The sequence below is a fragment of the Corynebacterium sp. KPL1995 genome (assembly GCF_000477935.1).
In the GTDB taxonomy this organism is placed as follows: domain Bacteria; phylum Actinomycetota; class Actinomycetes; order Mycobacteriales; family Mycobacteriaceae; genus Corynebacterium; species Corynebacterium pseudodiphtheriticum.
On record NZ_KI515715.1, the window covers coordinates 1,849,406 to 1,872,387 of the forward strand.

General features: G+C 53.5%; 18 protein-coding genes. 13 read left to right on the forward strand and 5 right to left on the reverse strand.

Annotated elements, in window-relative coordinates:
- The first annotated feature begins 3 nt into the window (after nt 1-3).
- The 4 genes from HMPREF1292_RS08225 to HMPREF1292_RS08240 are packed head-to-tail and all read left to right on the forward strand — an operon-like array spanning nt 4 to nt 6,126.
- Complete coding sequence (locus HMPREF1292_RS08225; RefSeq protein WP_023019493.1) at nt 4-2,814, forward strand: RNA helicase; 2,811 nt, start codon at nt 4-6, stop codon at nt 2,812-2,814.
- A 24-nt stretch (nt 2,815-2,838) separates the two neighbouring features.
- Nucleotides 2,839-3,504: an FxsA family protein gene (locus HMPREF1292_RS08230; protein ID WP_021353897.1), complete on the forward strand. Its 666-nt coding sequence runs from the start codon at nt 2,839-2,841 to the stop codon at nt 3,502-3,504.
- A 50-nt stretch (nt 3,505-3,554) separates the two neighbouring features.
- On the forward strand, nt 3,555-5,237 hold the full coding sequence (gene lnt / locus HMPREF1292_RS08235; RefSeq protein WP_023019494.1) for an apolipoprotein N-acyltransferase: 1,683 nt from the start codon (nt 3,555-3,557) through the stop codon (nt 5,235-5,237).
- A 7-nt stretch (nt 5,238-5,244) separates the two neighbouring features.
- Nucleotides 5,245-6,126, forward strand: a complete 882-nt coding sequence (locus HMPREF1292_RS08240) for a polyprenol monophosphomannose synthase (RefSeq protein ID WP_023019495.1) — start codon at nt 5,245-5,247, stop codon at nt 6,124-6,126.
- Between the two features lie 125 nt (nt 6,127-6,251).
- Here HMPREF1292_RS08240 and HMPREF1292_RS08245 read toward each other — a convergent pair whose 3' ends face one another.
- On the reverse strand, nt 6,252-6,638 hold the full coding sequence (locus HMPREF1292_RS08245) for an RNA polymerase-binding protein RbpA (protein ID WP_021353894.1): 387 nt from the start codon (nt 6,636-6,638) through the stop codon (nt 6,252-6,254).
- A 419-nt stretch (nt 6,639-7,057) separates the two neighbouring features.
- Here HMPREF1292_RS08245 and HMPREF1292_RS11610 point away from each other — a divergent pair, with 419 nt between their 5' ends.
- The 3 genes from HMPREF1292_RS11610 to HMPREF1292_RS08260 all read left to right on the forward strand — a co-directional run bounded on the left by HMPREF1292_RS11610 (nt 7,058) and on the right by HMPREF1292_RS08260 (nt 9,793).
- Nucleotides 7,058-7,222, forward strand: a complete 165-nt coding sequence (locus tag HMPREF1292_RS11610; RefSeq protein ID WP_311198274.1) for a hypothetical protein — start codon at nt 7,058-7,060, stop codon at nt 7,220-7,222.
- A complete protein-coding gene (locus HMPREF1292_RS08255) occupies nt 7,222-7,935 on the forward strand; it encodes a YceI family protein (RefSeq protein WP_021353892.1) in 714 nt (237 codons plus the stop codon). The genes HMPREF1292_RS11610 and HMPREF1292_RS08255 overlap by 1 nt, the downstream gene beginning before the upstream one ends.
- Before the next feature lie 217 nt (nt 7,936-8,152).
- Nucleotides 8,153-9,793 (forward strand): DUF1266 domain-containing protein, encoded by a 1,641-nt coding sequence (locus tag HMPREF1292_RS08260; RefSeq protein WP_023019497.1) that lies wholly within the window; start codon nt 8,153-8,155, stop codon nt 9,791-9,793.
- 35 nt (nt 9,794-9,828) lie between these two features.
- On the opposite strand, the gene HMPREF1292_RS08265 is transcribed toward HMPREF1292_RS08260, so the two are convergent.
- Nucleotides 9,829-11,142 (reverse strand): class I SAM-dependent methyltransferase, encoded by a 1,314-nt coding sequence (locus HMPREF1292_RS08265; protein ID WP_023019498.1) that lies wholly within the window; start codon nt 11,140-11,142, stop codon nt 9,829-9,831.
- A gap of 151 nt (nt 11,143-11,293) precedes the next feature.
- Here HMPREF1292_RS08265 and HMPREF1292_RS08270 point away from each other — a divergent pair, with 151 nt between their 5' ends.
- Nucleotides 11,294-12,691, forward strand: coding sequence for an NAD(P)/FAD-dependent oxidoreductase (locus HMPREF1292_RS08270; RefSeq protein WP_023019499.1), 1,398 nt, complete (start codon nt 11,294-11,296; stop codon nt 12,689-12,691).
- A 211-nt stretch (nt 12,692-12,902) separates the two neighbouring features.
- A complete protein-coding gene (locus tag HMPREF1292_RS08275) occupies nt 12,903-14,411 on the forward strand; it encodes a bifunctional hydroxymethylpyrimidine kinase/phosphomethylpyrimidine kinase (RefSeq protein ID WP_023019500.1) in 1,509 nt (502 codons plus the stop codon).
- Nucleotides 14,412-14,438: 27 nt separating this feature from the next.
- Here the strand turns inward: HMPREF1292_RS08275 and HMPREF1292_RS08280 are convergent, their stop codons facing one another.
- The gene (locus HMPREF1292_RS08280) at nt 14,439-14,912 is read right to left on the reverse strand and encodes a PaaI family thioesterase (protein ID WP_023019501.1); all 474 of its coding nucleotides are present in this window, start codon (nt 14,910-14,912) and stop codon (nt 14,439-14,441) included.
- A gap of 113 nt (nt 14,913-15,025) precedes the next feature.
- On the opposite strand from HMPREF1292_RS08280, the gene gndA reads away from it, so the two are divergent.
- Nucleotides 15,026-16,492, forward strand: a complete 1,467-nt coding sequence (gene gndA, locus HMPREF1292_RS08285; protein ID WP_023019502.1) for an NADP-dependent phosphogluconate dehydrogenase — start codon at nt 15,026-15,028, stop codon at nt 16,490-16,492.
- Nucleotides 16,493-16,516: 24 nt separating this feature from the next.
- Here gndA and HMPREF1292_RS08290 read toward each other — a convergent pair whose 3' ends face one another.
- Complete coding sequence (locus tag HMPREF1292_RS08290; protein WP_023019503.1) at nt 16,517-18,067, reverse strand: DASS family sodium-coupled anion symporter; 1,551 nt, start codon at nt 18,065-18,067, stop codon at nt 16,517-16,519.
- A gap of 221 nt (nt 18,068-18,288) precedes the next feature.
- On the opposite strand from HMPREF1292_RS08290, the gene HMPREF1292_RS08295 reads away from it, so the two are divergent.
- The 3 genes from HMPREF1292_RS08295 to HMPREF1292_RS08305 are packed head-to-tail and all read left to right on the forward strand — an operon-like array spanning nt 18,289 to nt 22,184.
- Nucleotides 18,289-19,734, forward strand: coding sequence for a DEAD/DEAH box helicase (locus tag HMPREF1292_RS08295; protein ID WP_023019504.1), 1,446 nt, complete (start codon nt 18,289-18,291; stop codon nt 19,732-19,734).
- Nucleotides 19,735-19,780: 46 nt separating this feature from the next.
- Entirely contained in the window at nt 19,781-20,653 is an 873-nt protein-coding gene (locus HMPREF1292_RS08300) for a hypothetical protein (RefSeq protein ID WP_023019505.1), read from the forward strand.
- Nucleotides 20,631-22,184: a vWA domain-containing protein gene (locus tag HMPREF1292_RS08305; protein ID WP_023019506.1), complete on the forward strand. Its 1,554-nt coding sequence runs from the start codon at nt 20,631-20,633 to the stop codon at nt 22,182-22,184. Before HMPREF1292_RS08300 ends, HMPREF1292_RS08305 begins: the two co-directional genes overlap by 23 nt.
- 30 nt (nt 22,185-22,214) lie before the next feature.
- On the opposite strand, the gene HMPREF1292_RS08310 is transcribed toward HMPREF1292_RS08305, so the two are convergent.
- The gene (locus tag HMPREF1292_RS08310; protein ID WP_021353880.1) at nt 22,215-22,799 is read right to left on the reverse strand and encodes a MerR family transcriptional regulator; all 585 of its coding nucleotides are present in this window, start codon (nt 22,797-22,799) and stop codon (nt 22,215-22,217) included.
- Nucleotides 22,800-22,982 lie beyond the last annotated feature (183 nt).

Here is a 22,982-nt window from a genome sequence, read left to right on the forward strand (position 1 = left end):
ATTATGACAAGCACCCATTTTGAAACCTTCCGCAGCCAACTCACTTATGAGCTCGATCCATTTCAAGTCCAGGGGTGCAGGGCAGTCGAAAACGGGCGCGGTGTTTTGGTATGCGCACCCACTGGTGCTGGCAAAACTATCGTCGGAGAATTTGCCGTCTCGTTGGCGTTGTCGCGCGGCACAAAATGCTTTTACACAACGCCGATTAAAGCCTTAAGCAACCAGAAATTTCACGATCTAGTAGCGATTCACGGTGAAGATGCAGTCGGTTTACTTACCGGCGATGTCTCTTTCCAACCGGATGCTGACATCGTCGTAATGACTACCGAAGTCCTGCGCAACATGATCTATGCGAAATCACCAGCGCTTGATCGACTCACGCATGTGGTGATGGACGAAATCCATTTTCTCGCAGATCAAGCCCGTGGTGCTGTCTGGGAAGAGGTGATCCTCAACCTTGAGGAGCATATCTCGATCATCGGATTATCAGCCACAGTATCGAATTCGGAAGAATTCGGTCGCTGGCTTTCTACCGTACGGGGCGATACCGAAGTCATCGTTTCTGAACACCGCCCAGTGCCCCTCGAGCAGTGGATGCTAATCGGACAAAAAGTCTATCCACTATTCGCCCCGGGAACACCAGCTATTGAGGGGACGACGACGAGTGAACCAGCCGAAGTAAACCCTGAGCTACAGCGACGCGTTGCTCGCCTAGAAGCAGGCGATGCGGCCGACGGTCGTGATGATTTCCGCCCAGGACAGGGCTTTCGTTCTCGTACTACGGCAGGCACGGGAAATTCTCGCAGCGGAAACGTCCGCCCACAAGACCGTTACCGCCCGTTGGGCCGACCAGAAGTACTCCGAATCCTGCAGGGTCAAAATATGCTGCCCGCGATCATTTTCATCTTCTCTCGAGCCGGCTGTGATGGTGCTTTGCACCAGTGTTTGCGGTCCAAGATGGTTCTGACTGACGAAGACGAGCAGCGTATAATCGCCGAGGTCATCGATGCAGGCGTCGAGGGTATTCCACACGAAGACCTGGAAGTTCTCCGTTTCTCACAGTGGCGCAAAGCGTTAATCCGAGGTTTTGCAGCTCATCACGCCGGCATGCTGCCAGCATTCCGGCATATCGTCGAGAAGCTATTCGTCCGAGGCTTAGTCCGCGCGGTTTTTGCCACAGAAACCCTTGCGCTAGGCATTAACATGCCCGCCCGCAGCGTCGTGCTTGAAAAACTCGTGAAGTTTAACGGTGAAACACACGTTGATCTCACCCCAGGACAGTACACTCAGCTGACCGGTCGTGCTGGCCGGCGAGGCATCGACACCTTGGGTAATGCCATTGTGCAATGGGCCCCGGCAATGGATCCACAACGCGTAGCAGGGCTGGCATCTACACGTACGTACCCATTGATTTCCACGTTTGAGCCTGGCTACAACATGGCCATCAATTTGCTCAATAATCTGGGTATGGATGATTCTCTGCGGCTACTAGAGAAGTCTTTTGCGCAGTATCAGGCCGATGGCTCCGTAGTGGAAGAAACCCGCGAAATTGAGCGCGCTGTGCATCGCGTCGAGAAGCTACGCGAGCAACTTAATGAGGCAATCGCTGCCTTCGCGCCGCCGTCAACCGATGACCAAGATCCGGCGCAGTTGCTGTCTGAATATGTTGAGTTACGCAAGCGACTCAGTGTAGAAGAAAAATCGCTGAAATCACGCGCCAAAGACGAACGAGGCGACGAAACCCGGGCTATTTTGGCAAAGCTACAACCCGGCGATGTCATCGCACTACCGAGCAAAAAGCGTCCCGTTCTGGCGGTGGTCAACACCCCAGCTAACCAAACCGCAGACCCGCGCCCCTGGATCACCACAGAAAAGGGTTGGTCAGCTCGCATCGACGCGAGCGGCTTCGACAATCCTCCCGCGCTGGTAGGAAAGATGAAGCTACCTGGCAAGGCTTTGAAAAATCCGCGACGCCACAACCACATCGTCGTCGACAAGTTCGCCAGGGAAGATTACCCGCGGCCAAAGAAAATGAAGCTACGCGCCCGGATCCGCGACACTGAGCGCATCAAGGATCTACGCACCCAGATGAAGAAACACCCAGCGCATGCGTGGCCGGCGATGGAACGCGAGCAACTCACGCAGTTGGCACAAAAATACTTGCGCAGAAAAGGTGAGCTCGACAAACTACGAGCCACCGTAGACAAAGCCACAGAAACTTTGGGCGATATGCTTCGGCGCATTGTCGATTTGCTGACCGAACTCGACTACGTCGATATCGTCGACGGCGAGCCGGTGGTGAGTATTGAAGGCGAAAAACTGGCCCAGGTGCACAATGCTTCCGATTTGCTGATTGCGCAATGCCTTAAACGGGGCATTTGGCAAGAATTAGATCCAGCAGAATTAGCTGGCGTGGTTTCTCTGTGTACGTTCGAGAACCGGAGAGCCACCGGCGGCCAGCTTTTCGACGGCGTCACCGATGCCATGACCAGCGCCATGGAGAACACCATGCGGTTGTGGGAAGAACTCATTAGCGACGAATCTCGGCATGGGCTCCCGCATACTCGCGAACCAGAACCAGGCTTTAGCATCGCCATCCACCAATGGTGTGCGGGAGCACCGTTGGGATACTGTTTAGCGGCGGCTGCTGAATCCGGCGCAGAGCTAACCCCGGGTGATTTTGTACGTTGGTGCCGACAGGTCATCGACCTGCTGCAGCAAGTAGCGAAGACAGGTTATAGTTCCGAGATAAAGCGGACAGCGGGCCAAGCCATTGCCTCGATTAACCGCGGCGTGGTGGCTATTGGAAGTTAAGAACTTGCAGGTAGGGTAGTGAACATGCCATTCGTGATGTTCTTTTTCTACATGCTTGCCGAAATCTTTGCTTTTTGGGCAGTAGCGAGCCTAATTGGCTTTGGGTGGGCGTTGATCGCGTTGTTCGGCACCGTGGTGCTTGGAGTTATCATCACCCGGATCGAAATTCGCCGTATCGCAGCCACGCAAGCATCATTAGTGCAGCGTCTGCACGCTCAACGTGATGCTGTTACCGACGATGCGCAGAACATGAGTGCGCATGGTCAGAACCGAAAATCTGCCGGAGATATTGGCCTGACCTTAGCTGGTGCGTTATTGCTCAGCATTCCGGGGTTTGCTACCGCAATCCTAGGTTTATTACTGGTTTTTCCACTGACCCGACCAATTATCCGCGGCTTTTTGCTAGGCCGGATGTATCGCAGAGTGGAAAAACTCGGAGTGCGTTTTTTCCAAGCTTCACCCACTGCTCGGAAACACTCTAGCTACGGTAGCTTCGGTTTTCCTAGGGGAGCTGCTGCTAGCAATCAACAATCAGCAGCTTCCTCCGGCGTCTCGTCGACTAGCAACGATGATGTGCTTGATGAAGATGAGCTTCGCAAATGGTCAGAGTCGATGAACCCAGAGGATTTTTCTGACCGCAGGGACGGTGGGGAAGAATCTAGTGCCTCCGGCGATAATAAGCCGAAATAAACCTTAACGTCCATCACTGTTAACACTGTTGCTTAGGCCCGAAACTCACGATGTTCGCATTCGTTCTCCGCATATTGTTGGCCGCGCTATCCGGTACCGTGGCTTATACGTCTTATGAACCACTTGGTTGGTGGCCTGCTGGCATACTCGCTGCTGGTCTGTTTTATTTTGTGCTTATGCCGTGGCCGGGAAGTGCTAGCCGGGAAAACCTCGGCCGGTACCCAGGCCGTATACCCCAAACGACAAGCCATCGACCACAACGCCCGAGCATGGCGCAAGGTGCATTGTTCGGTTTCGTGCACGCGATGGCCTGTTATTTGCTGCTATTGCCGTGGATCGGAGAATTTGTCGGCAGTCCACCATATATCGCATTAGCCGTGGTGTGTTCACTGTACGCAATTCTTACTGGTCTTGGCGGTGTCGCTCTTGCACGTTCAACGTGGGGTTTTCTGGCATTCCCTTTCTGGTATTTGGCTATTGAATTCGCTCGCAGCTCATTTCCGTTTGGTGGGTTTGCCTGGGTACGTCTTGCCTGGGGGCAGGTTGCCGGCCCTCTAGCCGGGCTGGCGCAGTGGGGTGGTCCGGCTTTAGTGACCGTCGCAACGTTGTTGATCGGTGTGGGAATCACCCAGCTCGCTGTCTCAACGCGCACACGTATATCATCTAGTCGAACTACCTGGTTGCGTGCCGTGAGCGTCGCTATGGTCATTGTGCCTTTACTTGGTGGTGCGATTGCCACCTTTAATTTGCACCGACCCGAAAATACTTTCGCTGAGATCAAGGTTGCAGCTGTGCAAGGAAACGTTCCTCGGTTAGGCCTCGATTTCGCGGCGCAGCGAAGCGCAGTTTTGCATAACCACGTGCGGGAAACCAAGAAGCTTGCAGAGCAGGCCGACCAACTTGATCTCGTGATCTGGCCAGAGAATTCTTCCGATGTCAATCCTTTTAGTGACCGGGAAGCTTACGAGGCGATTGCTAGCGCTGTTTCAGCTGTTGGCACACCTGTGGTCGTCGGCACTATTACTCATCGCGAAGGGCGCCCGTATAACACGATGCAGACCTTTCTACCGGAATACGATCAATCACCGGAAGAGACTCCAGCAGATTCTTCAGAACCAACGCGCACGCATCAAGTACAAGGCATGAGGCCAGGGGAGTTCCACGATAAGGTTTATCTGCAGCCTTTCGGTGAGACATTGCCCATGCGTGGTTTCTTCGAAAAACTATCGGAATACGCCGAGATGGCCGGCAACTTCGCCCCTGGTGATGGCAATGGTGTGTTGCAAATCCCTACTGGCGGCGCTGATATCACGACGGACCACGGCGATGTAGCGGTAGGTGTGGCCACCTGCTACGAAGTAGCTTTTGACGAAGCTTTTCGTCGGTCCATAAATAACGGTGCAAGTATTCTGACGTCTCCGACAAACAACGCGACTTTCGGTTTTACGGATATGACTTATCAGCAATTGGCGATGTCGCGAATGCGAGCAATTGAAACCGACCGGGCGATGGTTGTACCCGCCACTAGCGGAGTTTCCGCATTAGTAGATCCAGCGGGAAACGTGTTGGCTGACACGGAGATTTTCGAAGCGAATCATCTCGTCGCTACTTTACCGTTACGCTCAGGGATAACCCCAGCAGTGCGCGTGGGGCAGATGCTTGAACTGGCGATGGTTCTCATGGGAGTAGTATTGGGTATTCTTGCTGTGATACGTCGTCGCGTGAAGGAGTAAACCCGCCATGGCTGAGTCCGCCGCACCGTCTGCGAAGACTCTCGTAATCATTCCGACCTATAACGAAAAAGAGAATTTACCTCGGATTGTCGGTCGATTGCGCAAGGCACAGTCCGACGTCAACGTGCTTGTAGTCGACGATAATTCGCCGGATGGAACTGGCGAGCTCGCAGACAAACTCGCCAGCACTGATGAACAAGTGCATGTGCTGCACCGCGCAGGCAAAGGCGGCTTATGCGGTGCCTATGTGGCGGGATTTATCTGGGGCTTAGAGCGTGATTACCAGGTTCTGTGTGAAATGGATGCAGACGGCTCGCACGCTCCAGAGCAACTTCATCTACTTCTGAATGCAATCGATAATGGGGAAGACGCAGTCATCGGTTCTCGCTATGTTCCAGGCGGGGAAGTAGTTAATTGGCCGAAAAATCGGGAATGGCTTTCTCGCGGTGGCAATGCGTACATTTCTCTAGCGCTCGGCGCCGGGTTATCTGACATGACAGCTGGCTACCGCGCATATCGCCGCGAAGTGCTCGAGGCTATAGACCTAGAAGAGCTCTCGAATGCCGGTTATATTTTCCAAGTGGATCTCGCTCGTCGTGCTATCCGAGCTGGCTTCGTGATTGCTGAAGTTCCTATTACTTTTACTGAGCGTGAATATGGCGAATCCAAGTTGGATGGCTCGTTTGTCACGGATTCCCTAGCCGAGGTCACGAAATGGGGTCTTGCGCACCGCAGCAAACAAGTGAAAGAGATGAGCTCGACACTGGTCTCGTTTGGGTCGCACAGCCTACGGGACTCTGCGCTGGCAGAATTACCGGAGCGGGTTTCCTCCACAGCAAGTAGTTTTTCTACAGTTTTACGCGATCTGGCCAAGCAAATAAAGAAATAGCTCCCGCTAGCTACACTAGCTAGCGGACTACCACGCTATAAACGAAAGGTGCCAGCCCCACATTCTTTAGTGGGAGACTGGCACCTTAAGAAAAACTTTAAACAGTTAAGCCTTAGCCAAGAAGTTTATTTTCCTTCGGCTTCTTGCTGTTCTTTTTGCTCTTTGAGCAGTTTCGCAGCGGTACGACGGCGCTTACGCAAATTTTCGATACGCTCTTCAAGCAACTTATCAAGCTCTTCGATGCTACGGCGTTCGCACAGCATATCCCAGTGGGTACGAGGCGGCTTCACCGGCTTCGATTCAACGCCTTCACCTTCTACTAGCGTTCCCCATTTACCGTTCTTGCACAGCCACTCTTCTGGAATCTCCGCATCATCGGCAAAAGGTACCTCGTAAACTTCACCGTCTTCGGTGCGGTATTTCACCATTTGGCGTGGTGCCAGGTCATGGTCGCGGTCAGTTTCGTAGCTGACAGCACCCATGCGGCTGCCGCGCAATACGCGATCTGCCATAAGTGGGACACATCCTTATATTATTCCGGGGGCATCGATAACATTCATGGCGCTAATTAAGCACCAAAAATTCATCGGGGATAACGATCTACCACTATAACGCACGAACCCACTGTTTTGTTCCCGATCATCCTATAAGGATTCTCGATTTGGGCTTCGCCATCTGCTTCCTCGCGTTCTTAGACCCACGCTAAGAACATTTCACGGAACATTTCACGACTTTTCGTCAATAGACTAAAGTCACTAGAGTGTCTGCCTACCAACAAAACCGCCCCAAACCGTGCCAATGGTGTGGTACAGCAGTCGCAACCCAAGGACGTGGGCGCCCACGCAAGTACTGCAGTACGTCGTGCAAGCAACGAGCTTATGAGCAACGCCAAAATTTATCAGGAACGGAAATTTCTCCCGATGCCGTAATATTGAGCAAAGCTAAAGCCGATATGCTGCATGATTCATTATTCCAGTTGCGCTGCGCAGCCGAGGACATTGCATGGGCAGCAGCCGAAGAAGCTTCAGCGGAGGAGCTGGGGCAGTTGTGCACGGAATTAATTGATTTGGCGCGCTCCATAGAGAAGTTGAGGTAATGATGAAAAAATCCCCCATGAAACGCCGTAAATCTGTCATCGCGGTTTTCGTCGTACTCATTGTTCTTTTGGCACTGCTTAGCATCGTTCCTTTGTTATACCGGCTCATCACTGGGCCAGGCGTCAAGACTGAAGCCTTGAATGATTCAGGCGCGGCAGCAGCCTCGGTTCCAGTGGATGGCGCTTGGGAAATCGTCGAAGGAAAGAATCCAAATATCACCTCGGTAGGCTTTACTTTTTCGGAGATTTTGCCTGGTGACGAACGCGTAACTTCCGGCTCTACAGGTTATGTCACGGGAGCGGCACAAATTAGTGATGACACATTAACTTCTGCAACCGTTGAGGTAGACATGAATCAGCTGACCACGGATCGTGATGTCCGCGATGTCAACATGAAAGACAAGCTCTTTGAGACCAGCAAGTTTCCGATATCCACATTTATTCTTACTGAACCAGTAGACGTCTCACAGCTACCAGAAGATGGCACTGCGGGAGAGATCGATGTCGCCGGCAAACTAACAATCAAAGATCACTCCGAACCTGTTGAGGCACGATTCCAAGCTCTGCGCGATGGCGAGCTGCTCGTCGTTTCTGGCACGGTAGAGATCAACCGCGAAGACTTTGGCGTGCATTCACCAGATTTGATCGCTGCGAAGATTGCGGAAACAGGCACGGTGGATATTCGATTGAGTTTCGCAAAAACGGGCAAATAAATAAACGTCCCACTAGACAGCGGACGATTTGGTTGCGGTCCGCAATAGTTCGGCTCGCAACCTGTGGGTAAAGCCCGCTTCTACAATTGTCCGATAATTGACATTATGTCACTTTAGCGATCGGTGCTCTCTTTTACTCCCGACTATTTACTCCCGACTATTTTCGGCAATCTTCGGCATCATTGGTGGTTCAGCTACCACGGGTATGATGACAAACATGGCTGAACGAAAGATTGACGCACTTGCCCTGTCCGAGGCCTCCAGTTACGAGGATTACCTCTCTAAAGCCCAAGCTCGTGGCTTTGATTTCGAACTCAAGAAATCTGGTTTACAGGATGAAATGCTACGCCGCGGCTGGTCAGTCGTCGCTCCATATTTCTTGCGTCCCAACATCGCTCCGGATGGACCTTTGCCAGCCATGCCGAAAATTGAGCGTGACGAAGAAGGCAACATCATCAAGGCGACCGCAAACCCGCAGCTCGCACAATTTTTATCGAAGGCCTGGAACATTAATAGCCGTGAAGATCTGCTGAAATCAGCGCAACAAGCCTCTCAGCGCACCCACGACCGTGCTTATGAAGTGGCTCGAAGCACTTTGCAACAGATCCGCGATTTGCCTTTAAACCAGCGTTCCGGGCAAAGCAGTGTGCTCGTTAACGAATTATCCGGTGCACTTCCCGAAGTTCCCTTCGCCACTTTGGAAACCGAGGCGCAGCGTCTATTAAAACCCCTGCTTAACCCCGAGGCCGAACTCTTGATTCCGCAGCAACTACCTCACACCTTAGCCGGGTTCTATTTCGCTGCTGCGGTGCGCCAGCTCAACTTGGGCGCAGGTGCCGGCTTAATTAAACCCGATGAGGTTCGGCCAATCATCGTGAAATGCGTACTCGGTATCGCGCGCGCTTACGACACCTGGGAAGAATACGTCGCTGCCCTCGTTTATGGCGAAGCCATGATGGCCAGCAAAATTGGTGAGCACTTCCGCTTCATTTTCCATAATGCAGCTGCGCTGCTTACCGACCCGGGTTCGCCATGGGTGGAACTCCCCTTGCACACTGAGTCTTTCCCACCGATTAAATCCAACAGCTATGAAGAGATCTTCTCGTCAATGCAAGCTAATGCGCAACAGCTTCCTGTCGCAGTTATGGGTAAGCTTGCCGACGATTTGCGCCTGGGCTGGTCGCTACAAGCACCGTATTTGCTTGGCAGCAAGATTCCCCTGGATGCCGCGGCTAGCTACGATGAGCAACGCGTACAGGAGATTTGGAAGCACTTAGAAAACCAGCACCAAGTCTCGGATGCCCCGAGCTTGCGCACTGCTATTGGCAAATATCTCAATGATCCAGATCATGAGGCTTACCGGGCAGTGCGTACTGTGTTGCAAGAAATCCGAGGCTGGGAACTCGACAAACGACAGGCACATGGATTAGAAAAAATTACCACTGCCCTGCGAGACGAATATGCCCACGCCGCAGACCCGCAGAGCGCCGACAAGGAGATTAGCGCAGCCGCTGGACAGTTGGCCGTCTTATTATCACTCGAAGACATCGACCTTTTCCTGCCGAAAAATCTACCCACCTCGCTAGCAGGCTGGAGAATTGCACAGGGGGTACGTCTAGCAGCTATGGGCTATGCCACCGAATTATTCACAGAGGACGAAGCCAATGCATTCGCCGCAGAAGGTGCAAAACTAGCGAAGGCGCATCACACCAACTGGCGTGATTATGGCGATGGTTTCTTAGTTGGCCGTTTATGTGAAAGTGGCCAGGTGGACGGTCTACAACAACGCATGATGGCTTCCACCGCTGGAGCATTAGCGTCAAAGCAATCACCGTGGAGTGAATTACCGCTGCACTAATGCCAACCGAAACCAGTGGCCGATGCGCCAAATAATTAGCGTCGGCCACGGCGATGCCGGTGGGTTGCGGTTAACTGCACAGCGTCAAGCATGCCCAAGTCCAGCAATGTTTCACGCAGAGCTAGCTGGAATATCCACAACCGCCGGTATACGGCATCGAATCCACTTGCCGCCGCTTCACGCAAATGCCCTTCAAAAAAGCTGCGCTGCAGCTGCAATGACTTCCGGTAGTGTGAGCCAAAATGGCTTTGCTTAATGATGCGCAAACCAGACTTTTGATCGAAGAGTTTGTGGTGACCATTGATATCGAAATAATCCAAACCTGGCCAAATATAGGCCCGCAAGGCCAATAAGGCATTGCGTGCAGATGCAGTCATACCATCAGTCGCCACCAAGGTTTGTATCCCCAGCTTTCCGCCAGGAGCCAGTAGCCTGCCCGCATGCCGCAAGAAATATACCCGATCTGCAGGTGCCAAGAATTCGAATGCTTCCATGGACACAATAGCGTCATAACGCCCTTGCCAGTCACTCGGCGTCGGCAAGGGATGCGCGATATGTTGTGTGTGCACAAAGTCTTCTACCCCGGCAAGAACCAAATCTTCGCGCACCGCCGCCAAGTGTTCCGCGTCATTGCTGAGGGCATCGACGACTGCTTTACGTCGGCCAGCAACTTCCGCCGTGACGGATCCATTAGCAGGAAACTCCAGCACGTGGCTGGAGGCAGTCACGCCAAGATCGTCAAGCAAAAACCGTGCGGCGCGTGCCTGGGCATCCTGGAAGTCATCGCGTTCCACATTCTGCGGCTCGGAAATCTCTGTAACATCCACAAAGTGCTGCTTTGACTCACTCCCGCGGTGCTGGGAAGGAACATAACTAGGTACGGACTCCCGGACCGTCGTCGCCACGCCCGTCGAAAAGATTCCGGCGAAACCACTACTCTTTTCATCAGAATATAACCGAACTAGCTCCGCCGGAATTTGCCCGCCGTCAAACAACGTAACCGGGATTTTTTGCTTTGCACGTGGGGCATAGCCAGTGGCGAGCAGACGAGTGAGCACCCGAACCAAGGCGGCTGAGTCTGGGGTCCGCCACTCTCCTGCCATATAGGATTCTGCAAAGCCCAACCAACCAGCGTGTGCGATACGATGAAACAAAAGCTCGTGATCAATAATTAAATCCGGTGAAGCATCTGGATCGAGCTCAAGGCCGGCGATCCGGCAAGCACGAGCAAGGTGCGCTTCCGCGACACGTGCGCGTAGCGACAGTAAGGCCCCACCAGGCACAGAGGCGATTGACGGCCACGCCTGTGCATCGATCGCTGCAAGATGAGCCCAATGTTGCTCGTGCACACTTACTCCTTGCCAACGATTCGGGACGGTGGGCGGAACTGTTCAGCCCCAATGATTTTAGCAAAGTGTTTCTGGCCACTAGAGTGTGTAGGCGTATATTTAACTGTGTACCTAATCAAATACACCACACATTTTCTACGAAGAGGTATCTATGTCTCAAGCACACCGCCCCGCAGGTGATCGTCACCATGTCGTCGTCATTGGATCCGGCTTCGGTGGCCTGAACACGGTCCAAGGTTTGGCCAACGCTGACGTCGATATCACCTTGATCGACCGCACCAACAGCCACTTGTTCCAGCCAATGCTCTACCAAGTTGCCACCGGCCTCGTCTCCGCGGGTGAGATCGCCCCGTCAACTCGCCAACTGTTGCGTAAGCAAAACAATGTTGATGTAGTGCGCGGTGAGGTGACTGCAATCGATATTGCGCAACAGACCGTGAGCGCATCCCAGGGTGACATCAAGAAAGATTTCGCTTATGACTCCCTGGTTATCGCCGCTGGTTCCAAGCAGGGATACTTCGGTAACAACCACTTCGCACAGTACGCACCAGGCATGAAGAGCATCGACGACGCTCTGGAGATCCGCTCACGCCTTTTGGGAGCATTCGAACGCGCAGAATTGACCGATGATCCCGAAGAGCGCGCGCGTTTGCTGACTTTCGTAATCATTGGTGCAGGACCAACCGGCGTAGAACTGGCTGGTCAGCTGGCTGAACTGGCAAAGCGCGGCCTCAAAGGTGCCTTCAAGAATATTTCGCCGGAATCAGCGAAGATCATCCTTCTCGACGGCGCACCTCAGGTGCTTCCACCGTTCGGTAAGAAACTGGGCAAGAAGGCACAGCGCACCTTGGAGAAGCAAGGCATCGAAGTACGTCTGAATGCCATGGTCACTGAAGTTGATGACGACAAGGTCGTGTACAAGAACATGGCCGACGATTCCGTGCACACCATCGAGTCCCCAACCAAGGTCTGGTCCGCTGGTGTGGAAGCTTCCCCGTTGGGCAAGATGGTTGCGGAACAAGCTAATGTCGAGTTCGATCGTGGTGGCCGCGTATCGGTCAACGAAGACCTCACCGTTGGCGACCACGACAACGTCTATCTCATCGGTGACATGATGTCACTGAATCGTCTGCCTGGTGTGGCTCAGGTTGCCATCCAAACGGGTAAGCACGTAGCCAAGCTCATCGACGCCAAGACCAGCGATAATTCCGAGCAGGATCCGAAGGAAGCTTTCGAATACTTCGATAAGGGCTCGATGGCGATCATTAACCGCGGTAATGCTGTGGTGAAAATGGAAAACAGCGAGATCACTGGCTTTGTCGGCTGGCTAATGTGGCTCGTTGTGCACGCCCAGTTCCTCACTGGTGTGCGTAACCGCCTGTTTACCGTCTTGAACTGGACCAGCAATGTACTTTCCCGCAACCGGGGCAACCTGGAGATCACCGAGCAACAGCGTCACGGGCGAAATGCTCTGCTGAAGCTGGGCGAACTTAGTACTGATGAGAAAGACCAACCGGTCGAAGTTAAAGACACCAAGCGCATCGGCTAAAACTCCGCAACGGAATAACGCCACAAGGCAAAACCCAACGCCCGCATAGCACAGCCGGAGGCTATGCGGGTACTAAATGCTCTGAACTCCATGCTAGGAACATTCCTGAGACACTGCTACGCAGATTGTTGAGCGCATTCTTGAACAATATTCCGGTCACAATCACTGTGCAGGGCTAACAATTCCCAGTATTTTCGCTAGCCTGGTGAGCATGAAGACGAATGCTCGTATCTTATCCATTGCTGGCACTGATCCCACAGGCGGTGCTGGTGTTCAGGCTGATTTGAAATCTATTGCTGCTGCCGGCGGTTTCGGCATGTCCGTAGTCACCGCCCTGGTAGCGCAAAACACACAGGGTGTACGCAGCATCCATACCCCGCCACAGGAATTTCTGCGCGAACAACTCACTAGCGTTTCTGACGACGTCGAAATCGATGCCATCAAGATCGGCATGCTTGGTGATAGCGACACCGTCGATACCGTTTCTGAATGGTTGCGCGGCCGAAACAAAACTACTCTGGTGCTTGACCCGGTGATGGTTGCTAGCTCCGGCGACCGGCTGTTGCAGCCAGAGGCTGAAGCAAAAATCCGCGAGCTGTGCACACACGTTGATGTCATTACTCCGAACCTGAAGGAACTCGCCGTTTTAGTCGAAGACGACGAGGCTGCAGATTTCGATGCCGCGGTGGCACAAGCCCAGCGTTTTGCGGAAAAACATGACGTCACTGTGATCGTAAAAGGTGGCCATCTCGACGGCACGATCGCTGACAATGCAGCAGTAAGCGCTGATGGTGCTGTTCACCGGGTACCTTCTGCTCGAGTAGATACAAAAAACACTCACGGAACCGGCTGTTCGTTATCATCTGCCCTGGCTACTCGCTTAGGCGGTGGAGCAGAACTCAACGACGCACTCGACTGGGCAACCCACTGGCTGCACGAAGCAATTGCCCATGCAGACGAGCTTGCCGTCGGCAAGGGAAACGGCCCCGTAGATCACTTCCATCAGCTGCGTCGCTGGGCGACCAACGCGGACACTACCCCATGGACTTTCCCAGTCCATGACAAAGCACCGGCCCCAGCAATCGCAGCGCAAGGCCCACACACTACCCAATTGTGGGAAAAGACCGGCACTCTCTGGCGTGAAATCACAGAGCTACCGTTCATCACCTCGCTGACCAGCGGCGAGCTCTCCAAAAAAGAATTCATGTTTTACTTGGCCCAAGATGCTTTGTACTTGGAGCTTTATTCCCGTGCATTGGCGCGCTTATCGACGATTGCCCCAACGCCAGAAGAACAAATCTGGTGGGCCAAAGCTGCACAGGAGTGCCTGACTGTGGAAGCGGAACTACACCGCTCTTTCAATGTGCCAAAAGTCGATCCCTCACCGGTTACTGCCGCGTACACTGATTTCTTGGTTGCACGCACCTTCACCGATGACTACGCCGTCGGGGTAGCTGCAGTCTTGCCCTGCTTTTGGCTGTATGCCGAGATCGGCGAAGCGCTGACTAAACATAATCACGACAAGCACCCGTACCACTCGTGGTTGGAAACCTATGGTGATCCAAACTTTGCAGAAGATACGCGGAAAGCACTCAGGATTGTGGAAACGGCTTTCGAGAATGCCAGCGAATCAACCCGTGAGCGCGCAACCCGTGCTTATTTGATGGCATCGGCGCACGAACGTGAATTTTTTGCCCAGGCATCACGTATGCAGCAGTGACTTCAGATGCGTGGCTGACACGCACCTTTACTGCTGATCTGCTCGTGCACGAAGCTCAGCAATAGGCGGCCCCACCACCATTGTGCGCAAAGTGGTGCGGGCCACTAATTTTTCGTGGTTGTACATCTCTACGTTCCACAATTGCGTGCGTTTTCCGTTTTGTATGGGCTTCGCAATAGCTTCAATACGTCCTTCACTTACTCCACGGATGAAGTCCGTGCTGTTATTGACCCCAACACAGGGGCGTTGTGCACTAATCATAGAAGCCACCGAGGCAACTGATTCCGCAATCGCGCAAAACACGCCCCCGTTGACGCTGCCCGCATACTGCAGGTGCCTCGAATTGACCTCAAGATAAGCGCGAACTTCAGTAGGGGCAGCGCATGAATAAACCAACCCGAGGAGGCTGTCAAGGCCTAACTCGGATCGGTTTAGCTCTTCCAGCTCAGCCTGCTGTAATTGTCTGGTTCCCGCTGCCATCACTGCTTCCAAATAACCCATGTGTCAACTCTATCGGAATTCAAACCACCTATTTGTTAGCCCCAACACATTCCAAGCATTCCAGCTATTCCTCGCTCTCAGGCCTACTGCGGTAGAAGGTAGACTGATCAGTCATGAATAACCAGCAGCCTTCGCAGCAATTGGCAGATATCGCAATCGTCGGGGTCGGAGTCATGGGTTCGAGCTTGGCCCGTAACTTTGCACGCAATGGTTACCGCGTCGCGCTTTACGATCGGCGCGCGGAAAACGTCAGCAAACTCATTGCGGAGCATGGCGGAGAAGGAGAATTTGTCGGTTGTAACGACTTGCAGGAGCTGGCAGTTAACTTATCTAAGCCACGCCGCGCGCTACTGATGGTACCCGCCGGAACTGCTACTGATGCCGCTATCGATGACCTAGTAGAAGCCTTCGACGAAGGCGATATCATTATCGACGGAGGCAACTCACTGTATACCGACACCGTGCGGCGCGAGCGCGCAGTAGCACTCACCGGACGCCATTTCGTTGGCGCAGGTATTTCAGGCGGAGAAGAAGGCGCACTCACTGGCCCCTCAATTATGCCCGGCGGACCACAAGAATCTTGGGAGTCCATCCGACCGCTTTTGGAATCGATCGCGGCCAAAGTCGATGGCGCCCCGTGTGTACGCTATATCGGTGCCAATGGGGCCGGACATTTTGTGAAGATGGTGCACAACGGCATCGAATACGCTGATATGCAGCTCATTGGAGAGGCTTATCATTTGTTGCGCCACGGCGCAGGCTTGGAGCCTAGCCGCATTGCCAAGATTTTCCGGGAATGGAACGACGGAGACCTAGCCTCTTATTTAATCGGTATCACCGCAGATATTTTAGAAGCCAGTGACCCAGACACCGGCGCACCGATGATCGATGTCATCCACGATGCTGCTGGACAAAAAGGCACCGGGCGCTGGACCGCGAAGGAAGCTTTGGACCTGGGTATTCCGGCGACCGCGATTGGGGAAGCAGTTTTTGCTCGCGCCCTGTCTTCGTCCACAGAGCTTCGCGCTGCCGCCCTGGACCACTTCCCTACCGGCAACCTCGCAGATTTCGCTGCACTGGGAATCAGCGTTGAGGAGTTCATTGAGCATGTGCGCCGGGCGTTGTACGCCTCCAAACTGGTGGCTTACGCACAAGGCTTCGATCTGATTGCCGCTGGTTCAGCAGAATACAACTGGAACATTAATCCCCGTGATCTCGCAGCTGTATGGCGTGGTGGTTGTATCATCCAAGCAGCGTTTCTGGACCGCATTGACAATGCCTACGAGAAGCTTCCAGAGCTACCATCGTTGTTACTTGATTCCTATTTCACCGGGGAGCTCGACGGTTTGATCGATTCCTGGCGCACTGTTGCAGCCTCTGCGATCCGCTTGGGTCTTGCTGCTCCGGTATTCAGCTCCTCGCTCTCCTACTATGATTCGCTGTGCTCCAAGCGACTGCCCGCCGCGTTGGTACAGGCACAGCGCGATTATTTCGGTGCCCACACCTATCGCCGGGTTGATAGTGATGGTGTATTCCATCTGGACTGGACCGGAGATAAATCGCAGGAGCAGAAACGTTAAAACGCCCACCCCTGCTAAGACGGACTAAATAAGGCCCATCCAGTCCCAATAAGTAGCCGAAAACAGCAATACCAGTAGGTAAGCGACGATGGTAAGCGGGATTCCTGTTTTCAGGAACTCGCCCCGGGTAAATGCGCCCGTGCCATAAGCCAGCATGTTTTGCGGCGCAGAAACCGGCAACAAGAAGCCGAAACAGATGACGAACTGCTGGATGACGACAAATCCGATGCTGGCATCACCAGCAGCAATCGTCGTCGACAAGGCGATAAAGACTGGAATCAGTGCGGATGCCAGCGACGTGGCAGAGGCAAATCCGAGGTGGATGAGGATGTTAAACAGCGACACCAACGCAATGGTGGCCAACAATGGCATCGAGTCCAAGCCCATAGCACCAAAAGTTTGCTCGGATAACCAGCTAGCTGCACCCGTATCGAGCAGGAATGTGCCCAGCGAGATACCGACGGCAAAGACGATCAGCGTACCCCAGGACACCAAATCTTGCGCTGTTTTCCAGTCGAAGACGCCGACTTTCGGAAGCAGCATGTAGCTCACTGCAATGACGGTCGCCACTGGTGCAGAAACCGGGTGCAGGATATCGCCAGTCGCCCACACGAATAGCAGCAGTACGGCGACAGCCACCAATCGTTTTTCGCGGCCGGACATCGGGCCGAGCTCTTCGAGTTTTTGCTCAATGAGTTCTCGACCACCGGAAATCGAGTCTGCCTCCGGTTTGATGCTCGCGCGCATTATGAAAAACAGCGCAATGGACATCAGCACCGACCATGGCGCTGACCAGATAAACCATTGGCCCCAAGAAATAGTCTGACCGAATTCATCCTGGATGAAGTTCAAAGCTACAAAGTTTTGGGCAGCTGCTGTTTGGATACCGACATTCCAAATCGAGACTGCTTGTACTGCGGTGATAACCAATAATGAGGCCATCTTCGAATTTGTCGATAGTCCAAAGGCTGCAACCATACCCAGCAGAATCGGAACCACGGCACCCGCGCGGGCGGTCGCCGAAGGCACGAAAAACGCCAGCAGTGTCGCGATCACGATCGCGCCAATCAAAATATTCGAGGTTTTATCACCGGCGAGCTTCATCACCCAAAGCGCCAAGCGTTCATGCAGGCCAGTTGCCTGCATCGCACCGGCAAGCAACAAAGCAGCAGCTACCAACGCCAGCGCAGAAGTAGAAAAGCCCTGCAAACCAGTGCCCAACGCGGAAGATGTACCGACTATATCGCCAGTCTCTGGGTCTGTCGACAAACCCAGTAGCAACGCAATCAAACTGATAATCAAAAACGCGCTAACCGGGTAGGATACTGCCTCTGTTACCCATAAAACAATGGCGAAAGCCAAAACCGCCAGTGCGACCTGGCCTTCCCATGCCAGGCTTTCGATCGGCAATAGCAAAACGCCCACCAGAGCAGCTACAGCAAGCAGGAACCATATCGGCTGTAGTACGAATTGCACATCACGTTTTTTCTGCGATTGCTCCGGAGTAGCAACATCAGGAACAATATCACCTTCTGGAGTTTTGACCTTCGATCGCGGGAGAAAGTGCTCGGCCACTGTAAGTTTCCTTTGCACGTTGTAGTTGTAGATGTAGATGTAGATGAATGGATGTTGGATAAATGGATGTTCAAGAAGGCATTCCTCTCACTTTTCACGCTACAACTCCACAGGCAGCGCGGAAGCAAAATTTACTGTAAGTTCTCGCACAGTCGTGCAATTCACGCGCTTTTTCGCATTAATCACGATCCAGCTACCACGACGCGCTAGACTGAAGGATAATGACAACTAAACCTGCACAAGAACCATCTTTCGCCGACTTGGGCCTGGCCCGGCCCATCGTGCATTTCCTACGCCGCGAAGGCATCTCCACTCCGTTTCCGATCCAAGCGTTAACCATCCCTGACGTGCTGTCTGGCCGCGACGTCCTCGGCAAAGGCCCCACAGGATCAGGAAAAACCTTCAGTTTCGGTTTGCCCATGCTGCATCGCTTGGCGACGTCCGGCGTCTCGCGCCCGGGCCATCCCCGCGCGCTCATCCTCGCACCAACCCGCGAACTAGCCGCGCAAATCAGTGCTCGTTTGGAAGCGCCTGCTGCTTCCCTAGGATTGCGCGTGTTCAACGTGGTCGGTGGCGTCAATATCAATCCGCAAATTCGTCGCCTCGCCGCACCGGTGGATCTGCTCGTTGCCACCCCGGGACGTTTGCAAGATCTGCTTGATCAGAAAAAACTCAAACTAGATCAAGTGCAGATCGCCACCCTCGATGAGGCCGACCAAATGGCGGACATGGGCTTTTTGCCGCAGGTAACCAAACTATGGAATAAATTACCCTCCGATTGCCAGCACTTATTATTCTCAGCAACGCTGGACAAGCAAGTCCAAGCTGTTGTTGACAGGTTTTTGCATGATCCACGTACACACGAAACTGCTCCAGCACAAAGTTCGGTAGACACGATGGAGCATGTTGTGGCACACGTGGGTACGCGCGAAAACCGTAACGAATTGGTAGAAAAGATTGCCGCCCGTGACGGAAAAACGATTATGTTTATGCGCACCAAGCATGGCGTTGACCGGCAAGTGAAAAAGCTACGGCGCATCGGGGTGCACGCTTTAGGTTTGCATGGAGACAAATCGCAAGGCGCTCGCACACAAGCAATCGATGGTTTTAGCGCCGGAACCCTGCCTGTATTGGTCGCCACGGATATTGCGGCTCGCGGCATCGATATTTCAGATGTCAGCTTGGTCGTTCACGTCGATCCCCCAGCAGAACACAAAGCGTATCTACATCGCGCCGGGCGCACCGCGCGCGCTGGAGCCAGCGGCACCGTGATCACATTGGTTTTGGAAGAGCAAGAAAAAACCGTGAAATCGTTGCTCAAAAAGGCAGGGGTCACCGCACGTACTATCGTCGCGCGCGGGCCAGGTATACCGCAGGAGCTTGCGGATCTTAGTGGAGCACGCGAACCTTCCGGAAAAGCCTTGCAAGAAAAACTAAGCTCTGTTCAGAACCAGCGCTCAGAAAAAAGAGGATCAGCAAAAAACGGCACTGCTAATAAGAAGGCGCAACAAAAAGCTGCACCGAAAAGAAAAGATCGTCGACATAAGACCGGCAGTGAAGAAGGACGAACCTCGCATTCCCGCGCTGGACGTGGGGGCAGAAAATCTAGCGCATGGGGTGGAAATCCTACTGCGCCGCGCAGTCGTTCCCGCAAGCGCTCGCATTAATTAACCTCGCATTAATTAGTACCGTTTTCGTTAGATTACTAGCACCATGATTTTTACTGAGCAGGAATGGACAGCCCAAGCCGATGCCCACCTCGCGCGTGCTGAGGAACGTCTGGCCCGCTATCGGAACCCGGGCATGAAACATCCGGTTTATGATTTCTTGTTTGAGTATTATCCCGTTCGCCCGACACATCTGAAACGCTGGCATCCCGGCGTCGGCTCGGCTATGCAGGGCGATCCGCCACATGCGCACTGGCGTGATTACCACCGCACCGAGCGTGGTGTGGAATTGAACGCGCAATCGTTATGGCAGCGGCGTGGTTCAGCAATCGGCTATATCAGGGATTTGCTGGCGCGAACAGCTGAACGCCCCGCCAGATTTGACTGTTTTGGTTTACACGAATGGGCAATGGTCTACCGTTCTGAAGCCCCACGCCATGATTTACCACTCCGCCTCGGGGCTAAAGGGACGAACGAAGTCGTAGAAAAGCATGATCTCCGCTGCACACATTATGATGCCTTCCGTTTTTTCACTCCCCCAGCACGCCCGCTGAATATCACGGTGCTAAATCGCGAAGATCAGCTCGACTGCGACCAAGGCGGATGCGTGCACGTGACAATGGACTTATACAAATGGGCTTGGAAACTGGGCCCGCTAGTCCCGGGTGAGTTATTACACCAGTGCTTCGATCTTGCGGTTAGCGCCCGTGAGTTGGACATGGAGGCTTCACCATACGATTGCCGTGATTGGGGCCTTGGCGTCGTAGCCGTTGAGACCACAGCGGGGAAAAACGAATACGTTGCGCGCCAACGTCAACTAGCTGCCCGCGCCGAGCCGCTCCGACACAGGCTGATAAATATTGTGGACCATGCTCAGCGGGCTAGACTAGGTAGCTATGGGGCGTCACTACACACCTGAACAAAAGACTCAATTTTCCGGAGGATTCATTGCCTCCACCATTGCAATCTTGCTGGCAATTATCGCTGTGCTTGCATGGTTATTCTTGGGAAATGGTTCTGAAGACACCGGTTCCAATGCGGATAGCGCCGAAGGTGAATCGTGCATTGAAGGAAATCTACAGCTTCCCGTTGCCAGCGGTGACGCAACCTTAACGCAGTCGCTATTGGCCTCCTGGAATGCCACGAAGCCAGTGGTGCGTGATCATTGTGTGCAGGCCGTCATCGCCGAAGATATCGCGAAAGCCGCTGTCTATATCGACGCAGACTCCCCGCGTTTAGCTCAGGCCGTTGCGGCTGCTGGTCGTACAGCAGCCGCAAGCGGTGAACACCCGAAAGTAGCTGGCCAAGCAGCTGGTATTTACGATAAACACGCTGCAACGGATGCAGACGTCGATCTCAAGCTTCCGGCTAACGCCGTCACCTATCCTGGCGACTCAGCAGCATCTGCGGTGGTTGCTTCCGCTCTTGCCGACGGCCCAGAATCTGGCGCGGAGCTTCTTTTGCGGGATGAAAACAAAAGCCTTGCCGACGCTGACGGTCCGGTTGCCGCGGTGCAGGCTATAAGCGCTCAAGATGCAGGCTCGTTCCGTGCCTTGGAGGGCGCATACGTGGAATATGCGGCGGCGGTGTTGAACCAGTCTGACGAAATTGATGAAGAACAGGCCCGCGCCGCGCAAGCTTTCGCCGATGATTTGGCGGCGCAATACCACGGGTTTGAGGCAAATCCGGAAGTAGAAGGCCAAGTTGAGGCTGAAACTGATGCTAAGCGATTGGACGCTAGCCCGGTCTGGGAAGCTTACCTAGCACGTACCGCACTGGATTTCGGCAACACCGGGAGTAAGCATCAGTCCAACGATGATGCCGCAGCCCAGGACCATAATAAGGACGACGCGAAACACGCCCACGACGCAGCCGATGCCCTGACTGCAACGGATACCCTGTTTTTGTTGGATACCTCCGATGCTATGTCCTCGGGTTTTCCCGGGATCGCAGGACCGTCGCGTTTCCAGGCCTCTGCTGATGCAATCGCAACCCTTGCTCCCGAGTTGAGTGCTCACGGACATTCGGTGGCATTATGGAATTATTCGTCACCATTAAACCCTGGGGTTACCCAGGGTTTTCGCCGAAATATCGATTTTTCTGATGGCGCAGAGACCGCTCGTTCTGTACAGCTTTTAGGTACCGGTGGAGTACCGCAAACTAACGAAGCACTACTCGCTGCTGCCCACGCGGTTCGGGATCATTCTGGTATCGCGCAATCGGAGTCTCAGCCATCCCGTATCGTGTTGATTACTTCTGGTACGGCGGATGGCTACCCAGATTTCCCCGCAAAATTCCGGGAGGCACTGGGTGCCAAGGCAGAACTCAGTGTTGTACATGTTGGTGATGGTGAAACAGATCCAGCTCTACGGGAAGTAGCGAGTCATATCCAGACAGTAAAAAACGCCGCAGAACTCGAAGAGAAGCTGCGGCGTGTCGTTGGACTCTAAAATGAGTCGAGCAAAAACTAATCCAAGATGTTAAGCCGAGTGAGATTTGCGCACACGCAGCGCAGCCAGCTCGTCAATACCAGAAGCAGCTTTAGAGTCGTCCGCAAGGGCTGGGTCAATACGCTCCGCTGGGAACGAACTAATGGTTCCGCTAAGTTCTTTCATAATGCCTGGAATCGCTACACCAAAGACGCCTTGTCCTCCCGAAAGCAAGTCGATGACCTGTTCATTGCTGTGACATTCGTACACCGTTGTGCCATCAGAAACAAGGGTAATCTCCGCGATATCGTTCACGCCACGTTCACGCAAAGACTCGACTGCCAAGCGGATATTCTGCAACGAGATTCCGGTATCAAGCAAGCGCTTGACGATCTTCAAGACAAGAACGTCTTTGAAGGAGTACAAACGCTGCGAACCGGAGCCACGCGCATTTCGGATCGACGGCTTCACTAGGTTAGTGCGCGCCCAATAATCGAGCTGACGGTAGGTGATACCTGCAACCTGGCACGCAATAGGCACGCGGTAGCCAAGTTGTTCATCTGGCCCGAGGTCAAACAGGGACTCCTGGACGTACGGTGCGTCCGTGTACTGGGAACGGGATGAGTTGATAGTCACGTAATTACTCCGATGGAAGTTTGGAATCCTTAAATTATTTAAGGTCAATCCTATTGCCCTTTTACGAAGAATTGGCGCGACACGCCCTAAAGTCTCAATTAAGACTTTAGGGTTCTTCCGTCTCGCGAATCTCAACTGTTAACATGACCCCCATCACTATACTCATATTGGTCGTATCAGCCA

Coding starts and splice junctions, on each gene's coding strand:
- HMPREF1292_RS08225 (WP_023019493.1), top strand. CDS start 4: ATGACAAGCACCCATTTTGAAACCTTCCGCAGCCAACTCACTTATGAG.
- HMPREF1292_RS08240 (WP_023019495.1), top strand. CDS start 5,245: ATGGCTGAGTCCGCCGCACCGTCTGCGAAGACTCTCGTAATCATTCCG.
- gndA (WP_023019502.1), top strand. CDS start 15,026: ATGAATAACCAGCAGCCTTCGCAGCAATTGGCAGATATCGCAATCGTC.
- HMPREF1292_RS08230 (WP_021353897.1), top strand. CDS start 2,839: ATGCCATTCGTGATGTTCTTTTTCTACATGCTTGCCGAAATCTTTGCT.
- lnt (WP_023019494.1), top strand. CDS start 3,555: ATGTTCGCATTCGTTCTCCGCATATTGTTGGCCGCGCTATCCGGTACC.
- HMPREF1292_RS08245 (WP_021353894.1), bottom strand. CDS start 6,638: ATGGCAGATCGCGTATTGCGCGGCAGCCGCATGGGTGCTGTCAGCTAC.
- HMPREF1292_RS08300 (WP_023019505.1), top strand. CDS start 19,781: ATGATTTTTACTGAGCAGGAATGGACAGCCCAAGCCGATGCCCACCTC.
- HMPREF1292_RS08275 (WP_023019500.1), top strand. CDS start 12,903: ATGAAGACGAATGCTCGTATCTTATCCATTGCTGGCACTGATCCCACA.
- HMPREF1292_RS08260 (WP_023019497.1), top strand. CDS start 8,153: ATGGCTGAACGAAAGATTGACGCACTTGCCCTGTCCGAGGCCTCCAGT.
- HMPREF1292_RS08270 (WP_023019499.1), top strand. CDS start 11,294: ATGTCTCAAGCACACCGCCCCGCAGGTGATCGTCACCATGTCGTCGTC.
- HMPREF1292_RS08295 (WP_023019504.1), top strand. CDS start 18,289: ATGACAACTAAACCTGCACAAGAACCATCTTTCGCCGACTTGGGCCTG.
- HMPREF1292_RS08280 (WP_023019501.1), bottom strand. CDS start 14,912: ATGGGTTATTTGGAAGCAGTGATGGCAGCGGGAACCAGACAATTACAG.
- HMPREF1292_RS08305 (WP_023019506.1), top strand. CDS start 20,631: ATGGGGCGTCACTACACACCTGAACAAAAGACTCAATTTTCCGGAGGA.
- HMPREF1292_RS08255 (WP_021353892.1), top strand. CDS start 7,222: ATGATGAAAAAATCCCCCATGAAACGCCGTAAATCTGTCATCGCGGTT.